Genomic DNA, 17472 nt, shown 5'->3' on the forward strand with positions numbered 1-17472 from the left:
TTCTCAGTCGCCCAACCGCTGCTTGGCACGCGAACGCAGTGCCAAATAGGCCACACAGCTGAGCAGCACCACACCAAGACCGGTCAGCAGCAGCGTCAAACCGACGTGACGCGAAAGCATCCATTCCAGGCGTTTGAACGGGCCCAGTTCGCCGACGTAATACTGCTCATCAGCCACCAGAGGCTCGATGGTCTTGCCGCGCACCACCACCAGGCTGCCTTGGATCGACTGGGTGTAATCCTCGCCGCCGATCAGGGCATTGGTCGCCTCGGCCAGGCCTTGCGGTTGGCCGCTGGCAATTACAACGACGCTGCGACCGCTTTTGAGCGGCGATTCGAAACCGGTCAGGTAAGTGCTGCGCGCACCGCCGGAAAAAGCCATGGCCAATCGTACCTTGCGTTGGTTCGCCTCCGGGTCGGGACTGAACCAGTCGCGAACGCGCATCGGCAAGTCAGACAGGTGAAAAATCTGTTGGTCGCCGCTATCGGTCGCCGGCAGGTGATCGGCCCACTGGGTCAGCAAAGGCTGGTTGTTGCCGGAAGCAAACACCAGCAAGTCTTTATCCGCCACCGCCTGAACCTGCGCCGCTTGCACCACCCGCACGCCAGTCGCCGGATAACCGGTGGACTGGCCGAAGCGGCCTAGCACGGTCAGGTAGGCATCCAGCTCGGCAGCGCCGGCGTTGTCCGGCAGGATCACGGCGGTCTGCGACAGGTCAGCCATACGAGTGAACGGGAAGCCTGCGTCCTTGAACACGCCTAGGTTCGGCATGGCCATGAAGTGATCGTAGCCGCTCAGGTCCAGGGTCGATTCCGGATCGACGCTGCCGCGCATGTTGTCGATGATGATGTCGCCACATTCGCCCTGCTTGATGTAGTCGAACATAAAGCGCAGTTGCAGACGCGATTGCAGGGCCACCGAGTTCAACGGCAGGCGCACACGGGTTTCGCGGTTGAGGCTGTCGTCATTGAGCTTCAGGGCTTTTAATACGCTGTTTTCAAGCTTGTCCTGGGGCAGTAGGTTCTGCGACTGGATCAAGCCATCGTTAAAGCTGACGATGAACGACGAATTGCTCGATTTCTCTTGCGGGGTGTAGCGGTATTTGACGTTCAGCGGCGCACCCTCATCACGCCAGGTGAACAGGTCCGGCGGGAAATTCAGCGGTACGGTGATGTCGCCCGGGTTGTAGCCCGATACGTTGAATTGCTTGGCTGGCAGCAGCTCGCCGAGCTTGACCGGGCGATCGCTCGGCAGCCAGTTCGGGGCATCGTAAGGTTTGCGCGGCTGCACGGTATCGAGTCGATCGATCACCACGCTGCTGCCAGACAGCGCCTGACTGCCGAGTACGAGTGCGGTGGTCGCCGTCTTGAGTTCGGCAGCATCGCGGCCGGTGATCACCAGCAACTTGCCATTCTCGTCATTGGGATTGGTCATCATGCTCAGGGTTGGCCCCTTGGCCGCCGGCAGGCTAAGCCCGCCGATCTGCAGCGCATCGGTCCCGCTGAGCAGCACCACGGCATTGCCGTGGGTCGGGATCTGGTTAATGCGCGTAGAGAATTTCGCTCCGCGGTAACTGGCCTGGGCTCCGAACCACGACGATAGGGCGCCGGCCGCTTCCAGGGTGGTGTCGTCGGGCGCTGCTGCGAACACGAACGGCAAGCCCAGGGTGCGCGCATCGCGGCGATCGAAGAACGGCAACGGCAAGATCGACAGATCGTTGGGCAGCGCCAGTGGCGACACTTCGATACTCAGCTCGGTGGCATTGCTGATCTTCGCCCACAGGCTGGAATGCGTCGGATCTTCGCAACTCATGGTGTAGTGACCGACGAATTGCAGACTCAAGCGGTTAAACTCGGTGATCAGCTGCGGCGGGATGGTGACTTCCTGGGTTTGCAGTTGCCCGGCGTTTTCCTTGGGCAACTGCAGGCTAGCTGCCACTTCATCATTGACGATGACGTTGATCTGCGACAGCTCGGCCAGCAACGCTGGCGAATAAGTGTATTGCAGCTTCAGCCTGGCACCAGTCACGATGGAATCAGCGCGCACATCGAAATTGACGCTGTCGGTGGACTCAACGCCGCGCAAGCTCATTGGATAATTGCGGCCCAGTTGCTTGAGCGTCACGCTGTAGCTGTTGGCGCCCGGCGCCGCATCCACTGGCACGGTCTCGGCGAATGCTGTCGCGCCGCCACCCATTGCCAGCAAGGCGCACGTCATGCGTACCAGGGCGCGGCGCGGCGCGCGCAGGCTACCGAAAGCGAAAGACTTCGAGTTCATCACTTGTCCAAAACATTTTCCAGGGTGGACGGGGAGACGTGGCGACGGCGGAAAAGGTTCCGCACTTCCATGACCGTTGCTTTGAAGAGTTCGTAGATGCCGCGAAGACCAATGCCGCTGACATCGCGCAAGGCGGCCAGGGGCGTATCGACTTGACCATTGCCCCAAGTCGAAGCCCAGGTGTCGGCGCGGGAGAAGGTCAGGCGTATCAGCTCGCTTTGCTGGCGCAGGGACAATTGGTCGAATTGTGCCCCTAGCAGCTCCCCGCGACTGAATACGATGACGGCAGGGAAAACACTCAGCTGTTGCTTGCGGAACAGCGAAATCTGAACCCGTTCGCCCTTGGGAATCTCGATGCCATCAGGCAAACGGAAGCCCAGGCCCTTTTGCGAGAAGTCCTGGGTCACGCCCTCGATCACGGTGCCATCGGCACGGGTCAGACGCATCGGCAGGACCGCCGCCACTCGAGGTTCGGAACGCACCTGACGGGTTTCGCTCGCCACCGCCACCGAGGCGCTGGTGATGATGAGGTTGTAGACGGTCCACGCCAGGTTGATCATGATTGTGGTCGTGGCGCCTTCGGCCCCCTCCATCAGGCGTATCCCGCCATAGATCAGGCCAGCGGCGTTCAAGATCAACAGCACGATGTACGGCCGGGCAAGTTTCCATTCGAAGTATTTCTTGTCGATCACTCCGCCCTTGTCGGTCACGTTGAAGCCACCGAACTTAGGATTGACCAGCGCCATCAGAACCGGGCCCATGATGTACCACGCCAGCACCGTCTCGTAGACCTCGTTCCAGAATGAGTGGCGGAACCGGCCCTGGATACTGGAGTTTGTCAGGCTGGCGTGAAGAATGTGCGGCAGTACGTACGCAGTGATCATCAACGCCGAGGCGTGGAAAATCTGCGCATCGAAAAACAGGAACGCCAGCGGCGCAGTGAGGAATGCCAGGCGTGGCAGCCCGTAGAAAAAGTGCAGCATCGCGTTCAGGTAACACAGGCGCTGGCCCATGCTCAGGCCTTTGCCGAGCAGCGGGTTGTCGGTACGGAATATCTGCGCCATGCCACGTGCCCAGCGAATCCGCTGGCTGATGTGACGCGACAGGCTCTCTGTCGCCAGGCCTGCCGCCTGGGGAATGGCCAGGTAGGCGGTGTTATAGCCGGCGCGGTTCAACTTGAGCGCGGTGTGGGCATCTTCGGTGACGGTCTCGACGGCCACGCCGCCAATTTCCAGCAACGGTGCACGACGGATCACTGCACAGGAGCCGCAGAAGAAAGTCGCATTCCACAGGTCGTTGCCGTCCTGTACCAGACCATAGAACAACTCGCCTTCGTTCGGCACGGAACGGAAGGTGTTGAGGTTTTTCTCGAAGGGATCCGGCGAGAAAAAGAAGTGCGGCGTTTGCAGCATTGCCAGCTTCGGGTCCTTGATGAACCAGCCGACACACACCTGGAGGAAAGAACGGGTCGGTACGTGGTCGGCGTCGAAAATGGTCACGAACTCGCCGCTTGTGACCTTGAGCGCTTCGTTCAGGTTGCCGGCCTTGGCGTGGCGATTGTTGTCACGAACGATGTAATTCACGCCGATCTGTTCGCAGAACTCGCGGAAGTCTTCGCGGCGTCCGTCGTCCAGCACATGCACGCGCAGTTTGTCCTGGGGCCAGTCGATGGCCTGCGCCGCGAAAATGGTGACCTTCACGATGTCGAGGGTTTCGTTGTACGACGGGATGAACACATCGACCGACGGCCACTCGCTCGGCGGTCCGCTCATCAATACTGGTTTGCGTCGCAGCGGCCATGCGGTTTGCACATAGCCGAACACCAGCACGATCATCGCGTACAGCTCGGCCAGGACCAGGCCATAGCCAAACAGCATGTCGACCCAGCCCTCGAACCCGAGAGTGGAGGTCAGGCGCCAATACAGGTAGCGCAGCGAAGCGGTCAGGGACAGCGCGATGAGCATCAGCACGTTCAGGCGCCCGGGAATCTTGCGCAGAACCATCGCGGCGATGAAGCAGCCGAGGGCAAAGAAGCACTGGGAATACAGGTCGAACGGCACCGTAATGATGAACAGCGCCAACAGACCGCAGAACAGCATCACGCTGACGGCCAGCGCCCGACGCAACGCTGCTGGCAGGCTGTCCAGGCGCTCGGATAGCGATTGTGCCCAACGTTGCGAACGGGATGGGGCGGTCGTATTCGGGGCGGAGGTGTTGATCACGAGGCGTATGACTCTGCGACGACCATGGCTTTCAATTGCGTCTTGAGCCCGTCAATCAGCATCAGCATGTCGCGGCTAGCCTGGGACGACTCGGCCTGCAACAGCGGGTTTTGACCATAGGCCAGGGCTTCGCCAATGGCATGATCGAGCGTCACGACACCCAGCAGCCGCGCGCCGAGGCGGCGCTTGAGTACTTCGTGCATGTCACGGCAGAACAGGCGATCACCGTCGAACTGATTGATCACGTAATTGCAGAGCGGCGCCTGGCCGCGTGCCCCGCGTTCTGCCAGCACACGCTCCATCTGATCCAGCGTGACGAAACACGCCGCATCGGCAGTCGCAACAACCAGCACCTGATCAGCCACCATCAAGGCCTGTGTCAGGTAGGACGTGCGACCCGGAGGCGTGTCGAGAATCACCACATCGTTGTCGCACAGGTCCATGCTCGCCAACTGGCCGGCCAGCCAGTAACGATCGTTTTCCAGATAGCGCTCCAGCGTACGGCGCTCGTCTTCGGTCACCGAGCCGTAGGGCAGCAGTAACGAACCTGCAGAACCGGCTAACAGCAGCGACCTCCAGTTCTCACCTTTGAGGCTGGCGTAGGCCATTCCCGCCACATCCGGTTCGGCACTCAAGTGGTGTTGCAGGGCGTTTTGGGGATCGAGATCGATGGCCAGTGTCTGCCCGTCCTCCAGACGCAACGCGGTGGCCAGCGCAGAGGCGAGTGTGCTTTTGCCAACGCCCCCCTTGGCCGATACCACCGCAATGACATGCGCCCTGGTCTTGGGCGGCCGACCATGGGGCAGCGCTTGGCGCAGCGCCTCTTCATTACGTGCTTGCGCTTCGGCCTGACGAGCCAGGGCGACTTCGGCCAGCAAATGGCGAAGCGGCGCAGCAGGTTGAGGAGTATCAGTGTGAACCGACGGCTCCTTGACGCCTTGGGTAGCAGAAGCCGAAGCGCTATCGTTTTGCTCAATCAATTGATCGACTTTAGCTACAGGCGCAGGCGCAGGCGCAGGCGCAGGCTCTGGCGCAGTTGGCACCAGCGTCAATGGCTTTTCCTTGTAGTCGAAATGGCTGCCGAACTCGAGATAACTGTCCGCACTTGCCCCGAACCTGTTGAATAGGTTCGATATATCGTCTGTACGATTCATAAAAAACTATCCGAGGCGTTGACGCATAAGGGAGCACGTAGCTCGAGGGTTCATTGAAGCAACCATCAAAATGCTATCGTCAAAATTTTGAACGGCGCAATTGTAATAGTTGAACGCGATTAAAAAAACCTTTTTTATCGCCAGAAAATTGACGATAAAAATCATTCTTTATTTGGCGCATCCTGCGCGGTCTCGACAGCCGAACTGCAACGCAAGCAACTAATACAGGGCCCCCTGAACGGCGGCGCGGGATTATCCAGCAAGCACTACCAGCGCGCACATGATTTGCGCCAGATGGCAGCCCGCTTGATGGACGGCGATCTCTGCCTGTTGCCAACAAAGCAAAGCAATTCACGGACCATATGAACTATCGTTACTGGCATGTTTGATTCGCACTCAAACATATATGTTCTAAATCAATGCCTTAGTTCTTACTTGGCGATGATCTGACGGCCATTCACCTACCTGCGACGACCGCAATTGCAATTGTGGGCGCCAGAGATGTGAGTAACGTCCTCTTCCACCGCGATGTTGACTATGCTGCTCACAGCATGACGCTGTTCACTCTTGAGGGATGCTTGATGTTCTTCGTGCAACGCAATACAGACGGTCAACTGATGCGCGTGGAAGCCGAAGCCTACGCCGAATCCACAGAAATGCTGCCGGCCGATCACCCTGACCTCCAGGCCTGGTTCGCCAATGAAGTCATGGCCACCAGCCACAAACAACTGATGCAAATCAAACAGCTCAAGCAGCTGCGCCAGAGCGACCTGGAAATGATTCGGGTACTCGATGACTTGATCGCCGTGCTGATCAGCAAAGGGGTGATCCTCGTTACGGACCTGCCAGGGCCCGCGCAGACCAAACTCATGGACCGCTTCCAGGCACGTGAGGCGCTGGGTGGGTTGAGTAGCCTGGTTGAGGATGACGAGGAAGGCTTTATCTGAAGGCCGGGAAATAATTACAAGATCACAGCCTTCGACAGCTACAGGCCTGCGAAGGCTGCGACCTTTGCTATTAGCTTACGCCCAAGGTCTGGGCTCACCCACCAACCGCCCCTGCACGCCGTAAACGCCCATCTCGCGAATCACCGCCAACTCCCCTTCCGTCTCGACCCGTTCGGCGATCAAAGGCAGATCAATACTATGGGCCGCACGTTGGACGGCTTCGATAAACAGGCGTTTGTCGCTTTCCTGATCGATCGCACGGATGTAGCTGCCGTCGATCTTCAAGTACGCCAAACCCAGCCGCGCCAGGTTACCGATCATGCTGAAGCGCCCGCCGAAATGCTGCAGGCTCAACGAGAAGCCGAGCGCTCGTAAACGCCGCGTCAGCTCTTCGAGACTGGCTTGCTCCGGCAACTGCTCTTCGCCAATTTCCAGGGTCAGTCGCGGCCCCAGATTGGAGTGCGAACGCAGCGTGTCGAAGAGCGCAGTCAATGCTTGCGGATGCTCCAGGGTGGCCGACGACAGGTTTAGCGCCAGCGACTCTTCGTGCGTGCCCATCTGCTCCAGTACCAGCTCCAGCATCAGCCGATCCAGTCGGGCCGCCCAGCCAAACCGCTCCAGCCACGGCAAGAAACGTCCGGCGGGAATGCTCTGGCCCTGGTCGTCGGTCAGGCGGGAAAGCACTTTGTAGTGCAGCACCAACTGCGTGTCCTGACTGGCCACCACGGGTTGGAAAAACAACTTGAAACGTCGCTGCACCAAGGCCTGGTCCAACAGGGTGTGCCAGGCATGATGGTCGTCGCCGACACCGGCCAGGGCACTGCGATCCAGGCAGACCCAGTTCGAATCGGTCTGGCCTTCGGCCTGCGCCAATGCCTGATCCGCCAGCCCGAGCACGGTTTGCGGGGCATCGCCATGAATAAACGGCGCCAGCCCGATTGCCGCCACAGAGGGGACGTCAGTAGCGCCGGTCGCGTAAAGACTGGCCAGGGCCATGTCGAGGTGCTGCGCCAGCTGCACCGCTTCCTCACGCACCAGGCCCGGGGCCAGAACGGCGAATTCGCCGCCTCGACTCCGTGTGACCAGGTTGTTTGTTTCCGGGTATCTGGCGCACTCGCGGGACAGCTGCTGGCCGACCGCCTGGAGCAATGCATCCGTGCGCTGGCCGCCAAGCCGCTGGTTCAACCCGGCCAGATCCTTAACCCGCAACAGCAGCAAATAACCGGAACTGGCTTGCTCGGGATTGCTCACCCTGGCGTTCAACTGCATCTCGAAATAACGACGGTTCGCCAGCCCTGTCAGGTTGTCCTGATAAGACTCGACCCGCAGTTTTTCACTGCGCTCGGCCTGCTCCTTAAAGAGCGCCTTGAGCTTCTCGACCATCTGGTTCATGGCTTGCACCACACGACGCAATTCCGGAGTGCGCGGCAATTGCGCCAGGCTGAGAAACTCGCGGCGGGCAATGGCGTGGGACTGCTGGACCATATAGTCGAGGGGCTTCAATTGCCGACGAAGCAACAGCGCGCCCAGTATCGCGCTGACCACGCCACAGATCAGCAACCACCCCAGGCTGCCCAACGCGCTCTGCCACAGCTTGGCCAGTGCAAACATCGGGTGACTGACCACCTCGACCCGCGCGGCCTGCTCCCAACCGCGACTGACAATCGCATCGCCTCCGGCGGGCTCCAGGCCGATCAGTGTGACGAACCAGTTTGGCACCTGGGTATCGGCCGCAATGCCGCTGCGTTCGACCAGGGTCTTGTTACTGGATAAATCGACGACGCGGATGCTGGCGTAATATCCGCTGTCAAAGATTGAGCTGACCAGCAATTCCGTCATCGCCGGGTCGTCGATATTCGGCGTCAGTGCCAACGCCAGCGCCGTCGCTGCATCTTGGGCATGGGAACGCAGTTGGTTGACGTACTGGGAGCGCGAGCTTTCCAGGCTGACCATGAAGCTGCCGGTGAAGGCGACGACCAGGAACAGACAGATAGCGATCAAAAGCTGTTTGAACAAAGACATCTGTGGTCGTGCTCCTAGTTAGTCGTCTCGACCGGAAATCCTTCGGCCTGCATTTTTTTCAGTACATCCTGCCAACGGGATAACCGTTTGGTGTCACCCACCTTCTGATTGCCCTTGGCCCCCGGCAACCACAACCCTTCTGCATTGAAAGAGTAGACCGGCAGCAAATCCTTTCTCTGGCTGGCCGGCCTGATCGCATCGATAAGACTGTCGAGCACCAGCGGCTCGGCTTCCGGGTATGAGTAGTAGGTGAGCACCATGTGCGCGCGATTCAGGCTCAGCGCCTTTACATAGGTGATACGCAGCTTGTCACTGGAAACGCCGAGGTGGCGCAGACTGAAATATTTGGCGATCGCATAGTCTTCGCAATCACCGGCGCCTTTCCACAGGCCTTCGACGGGGGTTTGCCAATAATCGACCTGTTGCCACAAGTCGATGTCTTCGACATAGCGCAACTGTTTATTGAAGAACTGGTTGACCACATTCAACTGGTCCAACTCGCCAAGCTGCTTCTGGCTGGCCAGCAAGTGCTGCCAATCATCGATGCGTTGCTGGCCTGCGCCCAAAGGTCCGTACAATGCCTGCGCCCGTCGACTGATCAGGGAAAAATCCCAATCGGCATGCAGCCCGCCCGGCATCACGCCGGCCAGCAGCAATGCGCAGGCCAGCCAGCGCAGCATCCGTGGAATCGGGAAAAAACGTGCCGCCAATGCGAGGCATCCAGGATAGGCAGTTTAGAGTCGGTTGATGGTGTAGGTTAGTACAGCAAAAAACAATGGCACAGTGAGATCATCGATAGCGCGCTAAACTTGAAATAAGGCGCCTTGCTGATAGTTTGACAAGCTTTAAGGCAGTCACTAGTGTCAGTTGGATCCAAAAAAATAACTCATTCAAACAGGGTGCGTTGTAGTGACACAAAAACCCAACCCGCTCAGCAGCATCAAGGTCAACGGTCCCATTGCACCGCACCTGGCGCGCTCGGTTATCGAAGAAACCTTGCGTTCGGCCATTCTCGACGGCCGCCTGCCGTGTGGCATCTCTTTGCGCCAGCAAGACTTGGCGGATCTCTTCGGTGTCAGCCGCATGCCAGTGCGCGAAGCATTGCGCCAACTGGAAGCCCAGGCTTTGCTCAACGTGGTTGCCCATAAGGGCGCTGTGGTTGCCCCGCTGGTCCAGGGTGATGCAGTGGAAACCTATGCCCTGCGGATTCTGCTGGAGTCCGAAGCACTGCGCCTGTCGGTCCCGTTGCTCGAGGCGGCAGATCTCGAACAGGCCGCGCGTTATATCGAAGAACTGGAGATGGAACAGGACTACACCGAAATTGGCCGGCTCAATCGCCTCTTCCATATGTCGCTCTACAGCAAGGCACCCAATCGCCGGCTGCTGAAACTGGTCGAGGACGGGCTGAACGAAGAAGAACGCTTCCTGCGCTTCAACCTTGAAGCCATGGGCCTGGGCAAATTATCCCAGGAAGATCACCGTGCCATGTGGCGGGCCGCCAATGCGCGGGATGTCGAAGGATCGGTGCAGTTGCTGGTAAACCATCTCAATCGCGGGGTTGAGGTCATTACCCGTTATCTCGCGAGCCCGGAAGCCAAGAACAGAACAACGTCGTCATAAAGACTGCGGCAAGCCCGGGTGAACCGCCTTCGCTTGCCGCCACGTTTTGCCGCTGATAGCCCGCGCATAATCTGCTTACAAAATCCCCCCCGCTCCGCTCCAGCCTGTTGTAGCCACGTCCAACCCCTTCACCTGTGGCCCAATATCCCCCCGACTTCGCTATGCCTGAGTGATGGTTGACGCCTTGAATTACGCTCACTCTTGGGTTGCCAGCAAAAACGGACGGGCGACGCATCACGTAGAGCAGTCGCCGCACCAAGGACATACGCAAGGAGTATTGCCCGGGAATGGAAGAATCGGCGCCAACCCTCGTCAAACTTCCCCCTCAGATCATTTCAATAAATCCCAGTTAGAAAGTTGCTTCGAGTGAGGCATTCACTCTTTATTAAATTCTGAAATATATAAGACAGAAGAAGCAACTACGCCCATGTAAAACTTTACCCAAGAGTTTTATCGACACTTCTCGCACACCACAAAGTTGAAACTCAAATTATCAACAAAACAACTTGCCTGAATCTTTATTTATGTATTAGTTTTTCCACGCCCCAACCAATAACGGCTGTGACGGCACAAGACACGACCTGGATATACGAACCCATACATTGTCTTGAGGTATTCGCTCGCCGACAGAAAGTTTAAACAGCCGTTACTCATTGATCAAAGCTCATGCCCGACAATTGAGAGGCCCACAAATGAAACCCGTTAAAGACCGGCTTGACCTAAAGAAAGCTGAACTTTCTGCCCATCCAATTTTCTCCGAAATCAATTCGTTGTCAGTGTTGCAACGGTTCATGGAAACCCATGTATTTGCCGTTTGGGATTTCATGTCGCTGACCAAGCGCCTGCAGCAGGAATTGACCTGCATACAATTGCCTTGGCTGCCACCGGGAAATCCGCAAGCCGCCCGGTTGATCAATGAAATCGTCCTGGGCGAAGAGTCCGATAACCGACCTGACCAAGGTCACTACAGCCATTTCGAGTTGTACCTGGATGCGATGCGTGAAGTCGGAGCGAGCACCGTCGCCGTCGAACGCTTCGTGGCGCTGCAACAGGAAGGCGTGAGCTACGACGTGGCGCTGCAAAGTGTGGACGCCCATCCAGCGGTGGCCCGCTTCGTTCGGCAAACGCTGCACACGGCGCTGCATGCGCCAGGCCACAGTGTCGCGGCGGCGTTTGTGCATGGTCGCGAGAGCGTCATCCCGCAGATGTTCCAGCGCATTCTCGATGACTGGGGTATCGACATCGGACAGGCGCCAACCTTTCGCTATTACCTCGAACGGCACGTTGAGGTCGACTCCGAAGACCACGGCCCGGCCGCTGAAAAACTGCTCGTTCACCTGGTCGATGGCGACCCGCAACGGGCAGAAGACGCCTACGCGTGCGCCATCGCGGCCGTGGAAAGTCGCATCGCCCTATGGGACGGACTGCGCCAGAGCATGAGCGAGCCCCTGGTGGAGGTGGACGCATGAACGCCACCGACTACCAGTCCTTCGCCGACGCCTGGGAGAGCCGCGCAACCATCCGCACCCGTCCGCGTCGTGTGCTCGAGAACGACGACAAGCTGATCTACCCGTTAAGCCGCCAACCCCTGGTGCTCAGCGAGACGTTCCTGCGCGAGTGCCCTGGGCAACGGGATTTCGCCTTGGTACAGACGCTCTACAAATTCATCAACGACGTGGTTATTTTCGAAACCGAGATCGTCGACAAGATCGCCCGCAGCATCGCCAAGAATCGCTTCGCCGTTGAATTTCCGTTCGCCTGCCGCTACGACGCCATGACGGTGGTGGTGGACGAGGACTATCACGCCCTGGTGGCCATGGATTTCATGCAGCAGACCGTTGCCATGACAGGCATCGCCCCCATCGACCTGCCGCTCGAAATCGAGCTGAGCCAAGCCATTCCAGCGGCCGTCGCGCTTGCGCCGCCACACTTGCGCAACGCTGTCGAACTGATCTGTGTGGCCATCGCCGAAAACACCGTGACCGGCGATGTCTCCGCGTTCGCCAAGGACGACACGATCAAACAGTCGATCAAGGGATTGATGGCCGACCATCTGCTGGACGAAGGCCGGCATTCCGGATTCTGGTCGCGGATGGTGCGCATCTACTGGCATACCGCGTGCGATGACGACCGCCAGTGCATCGCGCGGATCCTCCCGGTGTTCATCGAGCATTACCTGACCAACGAGATCCAGCGGTCCTTCGACTTGCGCTTGATCGACGCCTTGCAGATCGGCGATGCCGCACGCGATGCACTCAAGAGCGAGGTAGCCGGTTTGGAATTCCCGATCAACCGCCACCATCCGCTGGTGGCCAACATCATGCGATTTTTTCGCAGCAGTTCGCTGCTCGACTCGCCGTGCGTGCAAAGCGCATTGAGCGACTACCTGATCTGACGAGGAGCCCAACATGAGACGTCTCGACATTCTGCTCGTTGGACCTAGCCGGGCCCTCGATGACCTGGCGCTGGAGCTCGAACAACAGGGTCATGAACCGACACGGGTAACGGCGCTTGACGAACAGCCCCCCAAGTATCCGGATCTTGTAATCGATGACGCCAGCCTGGACGTACCGGCTTTCAAAGATGCGCCGCGCCTGACGCTGCAACTGGGTATCGACCCTCCAAGGGCTTCGAGCCTGCCGTTGCTGGACCTGTTGTGCATCGTCGGTTCGACATTGCTCACACGCGTGCCAATCGCCGATGAACCTTCGGGCAACGGCCAGGCGCTACGTCAGCGCGCGGTGGCGGAACTGGTGGATCACGTGGCGTTGTTGGTCAGCCGCTTCGCCAGGGACGCCAAGTATTTTCGGCCGGACGAAGCAACAGCCTCCGCTCACATGGGGGCCGTTGAAAGCCTGCTGTTTCTCGACAGCCTGGCCTTCGTCCATCGGCGCAATGCGACCGCCGATCCCCAACTGCTGAAACTGGCGCAGGTACCGATGATCGAGCGGCTGGAGCAGCGCTTCATTCAGTGCGCTGAACGACCCGCGCTGAATGTGGCAGGTACCGACATCGACTACGGCCATTTACATGCTCTGAGTCGTGCGATCCAGCAGCGATTGCTGCCTTTGCTCGATCAGCATGACGGCCCGGTGGTGGTAGGCGTCTGCCTGCCCAAATGCAGTGCGCTGTATGCGGGAATCCTGGCCATCCTGGGCTGTGGTGCGGTGTACCTGCCGCTGGAGCCAGACCACCCGCCGCAACGTCAGCAATACATCCTGACGAATGCCGGCGCGGTGTTGCTATTGCATGACGGGCGGCACCCGCTCGCGCCCGACATGCCGCACCTGGATATCACCGCCATCGACGCCGAAGAAGTGGACATCGCTCAACCCTTGGTGCGCCATTCTTTCGGCCCGGACGCGCCGTGCATGGCGCTCTATACGTCGGGCACCACTGGCCATCCCAAAGGCGTGCTGCTCAGCCAGGCTAACCTCGCACACTTTACTGCCTGGTACGCCGACTACGTGCAACTGACCGAGCAGGCTCGAGTGCTGCAATTTTCGTCACTGGGCTTCGACTCGTCGCTGATCGATATCTTCCCTACCCTGTTGCAGGGAGCCGAACTGGTCGTCCCCAGCGATGATCAACGCCGCGATCCGCAGCAACTGGTGGAATTCATCCGCGGCCAGCAATTGAGCCATGCCTTCTTGCCACCAGCATTGCTAAGCATCCTGCCGCTGGAGCCGTTGCAAACCCTCGATCACATAATGACCGGGGGCGATGTCTGCGAACCTTGGGTCATCGAGCAGCTGTCGCGCCAGGGCAACCTCTACAACCTCTATGGCCCCACAGAGACCACGGTGCTGATCACCGCCAGGCAAATGCAGGCCGGCGACAATAATCGGACTTTGGGTAGTCCGATCGCCAATACTCAGGTGCTGATTCTCGATGACGATCTGCAACCGGTGATCGAGCAGACCATCGGCGAGCTGTACGTGGCAGGTCCTGGCGTATGTATGGGCTACCTGAACGACCCGCAGCAGACTGCCGAACGCTATCTGAACCTGACCCTCCCGGATGGCCAGACCCTGCGTGTCTATCGCACCGGTGACATGGCGAAGTGGACAAAGGGTGGCATCGAGTTGTGTGGCCGCCGGGACAACCAGGTGAAAATTCGCGGCTTTCGCGTCGAACCGGAAGAGATCGAGCGCTGCCTGCGCGACAGCCAGTTGTACCGCCAGGTAGCAGTGGTCATCGACAGTCATCGAAGAATTCTGGCGTATCTCGCCCAACCATGGGAAGACCGGTTTGGCGAGGCGCAACAGGCCCTCAAGGCCCACGCCCTGCGGTCCTTGCCGGATTATATGCAGCCTGCTGCGTGGACGGAACTGACGAGCTTGCCGTTTGCCAGCAACGGCAAGGTCGACCGCAAGGCGTTGCTTGAGCTGCCGGTCAGCGTCAGTGAAAACACCCGCAGACGCCTGCCCGCAAACGCCGATGAGGCCCTGTTGCTCAAGATCTGGGCCGAGCTGCTGGCGTTGCCCAGCCACGATATCTCCACGGACGAGAGCTTCTTCAACCTGGGCGGCCACTCAATCCTGCTGTCGCGCATGCTCCTGCGTTTGCGTGAAGAGTTCGGCCGCAGTATTTCGATCAACCGCTTCATCGAACTGCCCACCATAACCAAACTGGCGACGCTGGTGCGCGGCTCTGGCAGTGAAGCAGTGCTGAGCGAACAAGCCATGGCCGATGCCCTGCGTGAACTGCAAGTGCAGCCATTGCCTGTCAGTCGCATGGGCGATGTGCGCAAAGTGATCGTCACCGGCGCCAACAGTTTTGTCGGTGTGCACATCGTCGAAGCGCTACTGGCTTGCGGTGCCAGCGAAGTCGCTTGCCTGGTTCGCGATGGCAATGACCAATCGGCTGACGAACGCTTCACCCAGGCGTTGCGCGAGAACCGTCTTGAGCATCTGGACAGGAGCCGGGTTCGGGTTTACCCGGCCGACATCACGCGTCCGGCGCTGGGACTGACTGACGACGACTATGCGCGCCTCGATCTGGAGTTCGGCGCCTTGGTGCACAACGCCGCCAACGTCAATCACGTACTCGATTACGGGTCGCTGGCTGGGGACAACGTCGAACCGATTTTCGAATGCCTGCGGCTGTGCGAAGGGCGCAGCAAAAAGATCTTCAACTTCGTCTCGACACTCTCGGCCTCCAGCACAATGACCGCCGATGGGCGGGTCCTTGAACAGCCCGCCGCGCAGACTCCGCCAATCTACATCAAGAACGGTTACAACCTGTCCAAATGGGTTGGCGAACGCATCCTCGAACGTGCCAGGGAACGCGGCGTGCTGGTCAATCTCTACCGCCCGGGCAACATCAGCTTCAACAGCCTGACGGGGGTGTGCCAGCCCCACAAGAACCGTTTGATGCTGATGCTCAAAGGCTCGATCCAGCTCGGCCAGGTGCCGGAGTTTGCACTGAACTTCGACCTGATGCCGGTGGATTTCCTCGCCCGCTTCATTGCCTTCCACGCCAGCCGTTATGAGCGTGACAAGGCCGTGTTCAACCTGCACAACCCCGAACCGCTGGACTGGGGAACCTACGTGACGTCGTTCCGCGAAGCCGGTCGGGAGTTTTCATTGGTCAGTGTCGCCGACTGGCAAAGGCAACTGGGCCGTGTCGACAGCGACAATGCTCTGTTTGGCGTGCTGGGTTTCTATCTCAACGGCTTCGAAGAAGACATCGGTGACATCTCGATGATTAGCCACGCGAACGCCCGGGCCGGTGTCAGGCAGATGGGCGCGCACTACCCGGAAAAATCCCCGGCGCTGCTGCGCCGCGGCTGCGATTACCTCAAGGAAATCAATTTCATCTGACTCATCCCAAACAAACGGAGCAAGACCATGAACACAGTGCAACCCGATACCCTGATCAAGAACCCGCAAGGCTGCCACGTCGTGTCCTCGGTGGAAGTACCCACCGATGCCGCGCAAGTCTGGGCGGTGGTGGGCAATTTCTCCGGATTCGATCGGTTCATCCCGGCGTTGTCGCACATCGAGATGACCGGCGAAGGCGTGTCATCCCTGCGCAAGAAGTTCTTCAAGGATGGCAACCTGGTGGTGGAGCAACTCAACTCCAGGGACGATGAAGCGCTGAGCATGACCTGGACCACGATCTACAACACCTTGGGTGTGGGCAATCTGTGGGCAGCGATGCAGGTGGAAGCTGTGGGTGCGGGCAAGTCCGTGGCGACCTGGACCATCATCGCCGAACCGGCGCAGGGCGCTTCTGCCGCATTACCAGGGTTCAAGGACTTCGTGCAGGGCTTTGCCGATGATTCGATGAGAAACGTACTGCAGTTGTTTTCGTGATTTGGCTTTGGGCATTCGCGAGAAGGCTCACTCCTACGCCCAAAACGACAAAACCCCTGTCTGCGCTAGCAGACAGGGGTTTCGGAATTGAATCTTGACGATGACCTACTCTCACATGGGGAAACCCCACACTACCATCGGCGATGCATCGTTTCACTTCTGAGTTCGGGATGGGATCAGGTGGTTCCAACGCTCTATGGTCGTCAAGAAATTCTGTGTGCCAGTACGTCGTAACGACGTGCCAGCGAATTCTTGATGTTTCTACTAAAAGACAAAACCCCTACCTGCATACGCAGATAGGGGTTTTGGAATTTAATCTTGACGATGACCTACTCTCACATGGGGAAACCCCACACTACCATCGGCGATGCATCGTTTCACTTCTGAGTTCGGGATGGGATCAGGTGGTTCCAACGCTCTATGGTCGTCAAGAAATTCGGGTACTGAGTCGTGACCGGTTGGCCTCGCTTCAGCAAATTGGGTATGTGACAGCTTGGTGTTTTGTGAGTATCTCGAACTTTCGGTTCGTTTCGTCTTCACACACCGCAATCTGGTCTCTCTCGAGTTCGCAAATTGCTTGGGTGTTATATGGTCAAGCCTCACGGGCAATTAGTATTGGTTAGCTCAACGCCTCACAGCGCTTACACACCCAACCTATCAACGTCGTAGTCTTCGACGGCCCTTCAGGGGACTCAAGGTCCCAGTGAGATCTCATCTTGAGGCTAGTTTCCCGCTTAGATGCTTTCAGCGGTTATCTATTCCGAACATAGCTACCCGGCAATGCCACTGGCGTGACAACCGGAACACCAGAGGTTCGTCCACTCCGGTCCTCTCGTACTAGGAGCAGCCCCTCTCAAATCTCAAACGTCCACGGCAGATAGGGACCGAACTGTCTCACGACGTTCTAAAC

Annotated in this window: 11 protein-coding genes and 3 rRNA genes; 6 read left to right on the forward strand and 8 right to left on the reverse strand. The window is 58.6% G+C overall.

Annotation, left to right across the window (positions count from 1 at the left end; genetic code table 11):
- Positions 1–3: 3 nt before the first annotated feature.
- From bcsB to bcsQ, 3 genes are read right to left on the reverse strand one after another with little or no spacing between them, the layout of a single operon-like run.
- A complete protein-coding gene (bcsB, locus tag BKX96_RS29790; RefSeq protein WP_077186208.1) occupies positions 4–2277 on the reverse strand; it encodes a cellulose biosynthesis cyclic di-GMP-binding regulatory protein BcsB in 2274 nt (757 codons plus the stop codon).
- Positions 2277–4499 carry a UDP-forming cellulose synthase catalytic subunit gene (bcsA, locus tag BKX96_RS29795; protein WP_077186209.1) on the reverse strand — a complete coding sequence of 741 codons (2223 nt, stop codon included), beginning with the start codon at positions 4497–4499 and terminating at the stop codon, positions 2277–2279. The genes bcsB and bcsA overlap by 1 nt, the downstream gene beginning before the upstream one ends.
- Positions 4496–5653, reverse strand: coding sequence for a cellulose biosynthesis protein BcsQ (gene bcsQ / locus BKX96_RS29800; protein WP_077186210.1), 1158 nt, complete (start codon positions 5651–5653; stop codon positions 4496–4498). Before bcsQ ends, bcsA begins: the two co-directional genes overlap by 4 nt.
- A 581-nt stretch (positions 5654–6234) precedes the next feature.
- Between bcsQ and BKX96_RS29805 the strand changes: the two genes are divergently transcribed.
- Positions 6235–6600, forward strand: coding sequence for a tryptophan synthase subunit beta (locus BKX96_RS29805; RefSeq protein ID WP_077186211.1), 366 nt, complete (start codon positions 6235–6237; stop codon positions 6598–6600).
- A 75-nt stretch (positions 6601–6675) separates the two neighbouring features.
- Here the strand turns inward: BKX96_RS29805 and lapD are convergent, their stop codons facing one another.
- Together lapD and lapG are read right to left on the reverse strand one after the other, a co-directional pair.
- Positions 6676–8622: a cyclic di-GMP receptor LapD gene (lapD, locus tag BKX96_RS29810; protein WP_077186212.1), complete on the reverse strand. Its 1947-nt coding sequence runs from the start codon at positions 8620–8622 to the stop codon at positions 6676–6678.
- A 14-nt stretch (positions 8623–8636) separates the two neighbouring features.
- The gene (gene lapG / locus BKX96_RS29815; protein WP_046815413.1) at positions 8637–9332 is read right to left on the reverse strand and encodes a cysteine protease LapG; all 696 of its coding nucleotides are present in this window, start codon (positions 9330–9332) and stop codon (positions 8637–8639) included.
- 199 nt (positions 9333–9531) lie between these two features.
- Between lapG and BKX96_RS29820 the strand changes: the two genes are divergently transcribed.
- The 5 genes from BKX96_RS29820 (at position 9532) to BKX96_RS29840 (ending at position 16562) form a co-directional block, all read left to right on the forward strand.
- Positions 9532–10242: a GntR family transcriptional regulator gene (locus BKX96_RS29820; protein ID WP_077186213.1), complete on the forward strand. Its 711-nt coding sequence runs from the start codon at positions 9532–9534 to the stop codon at positions 10240–10242.
- 692 nt (positions 10243–10934) lie between these two features.
- Positions 10935–11711, forward strand: coding sequence for a DUF3050 domain-containing protein (locus BKX96_RS29825; protein WP_077186214.1), 777 nt, complete (start codon positions 10935–10937; stop codon positions 11709–11711).
- A complete protein-coding gene (locus tag BKX96_RS29830; RefSeq protein WP_077186215.1) occupies positions 11708–12637 on the forward strand; it encodes a diiron oxygenase in 930 nt (309 codons plus the stop codon). Before BKX96_RS29825 ends, BKX96_RS29830 begins: the two co-directional genes overlap by 4 nt.
- 13 nt (positions 12638–12650) lie before the next feature.
- Positions 12651–16067 carry a non-ribosomal peptide synthetase gene (locus BKX96_RS29835; RefSeq protein ID WP_077186216.1) on the forward strand — a complete coding sequence of 1139 codons (3417 nt, stop codon included), beginning with the start codon at positions 12651–12653 and terminating at the stop codon, positions 16065–16067.
- Between the two features lie 27 nt (positions 16068–16094).
- A complete protein-coding gene (locus BKX96_RS29840; protein ID WP_077186217.1) occupies positions 16095–16562 on the forward strand; it encodes an SRPBCC family protein in 468 nt (155 codons plus the stop codon).
- A 92-nt stretch (positions 16563–16654) separates the two neighbouring features.
- Here BKX96_RS29840 and rrf (BKX96_RS29845) read toward each other — a convergent pair.
- From rrf (BKX96_RS29845) to BKX96_RS29855, 3 genes are all read right to left on the reverse strand, one after another.
- Positions 16655–16770: ribosomal RNA gene (rrf, locus tag BKX96_RS29845) — 5S ribosomal RNA — on the reverse strand.
- A gap of 108 nt (positions 16771–16878) precedes the next feature.
- A 5S ribosomal RNA gene (gene rrf, locus BKX96_RS29850) occupies positions 16879–16994 on the reverse strand.
- Between the two features lie 156 nt (positions 16995–17150).
- Positions 17151–17472, reverse strand: a 23S ribosomal RNA gene (locus tag BKX96_RS29855); the annotation flags it as partial.

Origin of the sequence: Pseudomonas putida (assembly GCF_001976065.1) — a bacterium.
Classification (GTDB): Bacteria; Pseudomonadota; Gammaproteobacteria; order Pseudomonadales; family Pseudomonadaceae; genus Aquipseudomonas; species Aquipseudomonas serbica.

Coding starts and splice junctions, on each gene's coding strand:
- bcsB (WP_077186208.1), bottom strand. CDS start 2,277: ATGAACTCGAAGTCTTTCGCTTTCGGTAGCCTGCGCGCGCCGCGCCGC.
- bcsQ (WP_077186210.1), bottom strand. CDS start 5,653: ATGAATCGTACAGACGATATATCGAACCTATTCAACAGGTTCGGGGCA.
- BKX96_RS29805 (WP_077186211.1), top strand. CDS start 6,235: ATGTTCTTCGTGCAACGCAATACAGACGGTCAACTGATGCGCGTGGAA.
- lapD (WP_077186212.1), bottom strand. CDS start 8,622: ATGTCTTTGTTCAAACAGCTTTTGATCGCTATCTGTCTGTTCCTGGTC.
- BKX96_RS29825 (WP_077186214.1), top strand. CDS start 10,935: ATGAAACCCGTTAAAGACCGGCTTGACCTAAAGAAAGCTGAACTTTCT.
- BKX96_RS29830 (WP_077186215.1), top strand. CDS start 11,708: ATGAACGCCACCGACTACCAGTCCTTCGCCGACGCCTGGGAGAGCCGC.
- BKX96_RS29835 (WP_077186216.1), top strand. CDS start 12,651: ATGAGACGTCTCGACATTCTGCTCGTTGGACCTAGCCGGGCCCTCGAT.
- BKX96_RS29840 (WP_077186217.1), top strand. CDS start 16,095: ATGAACACAGTGCAACCCGATACCCTGATCAAGAACCCGCAAGGCTGC.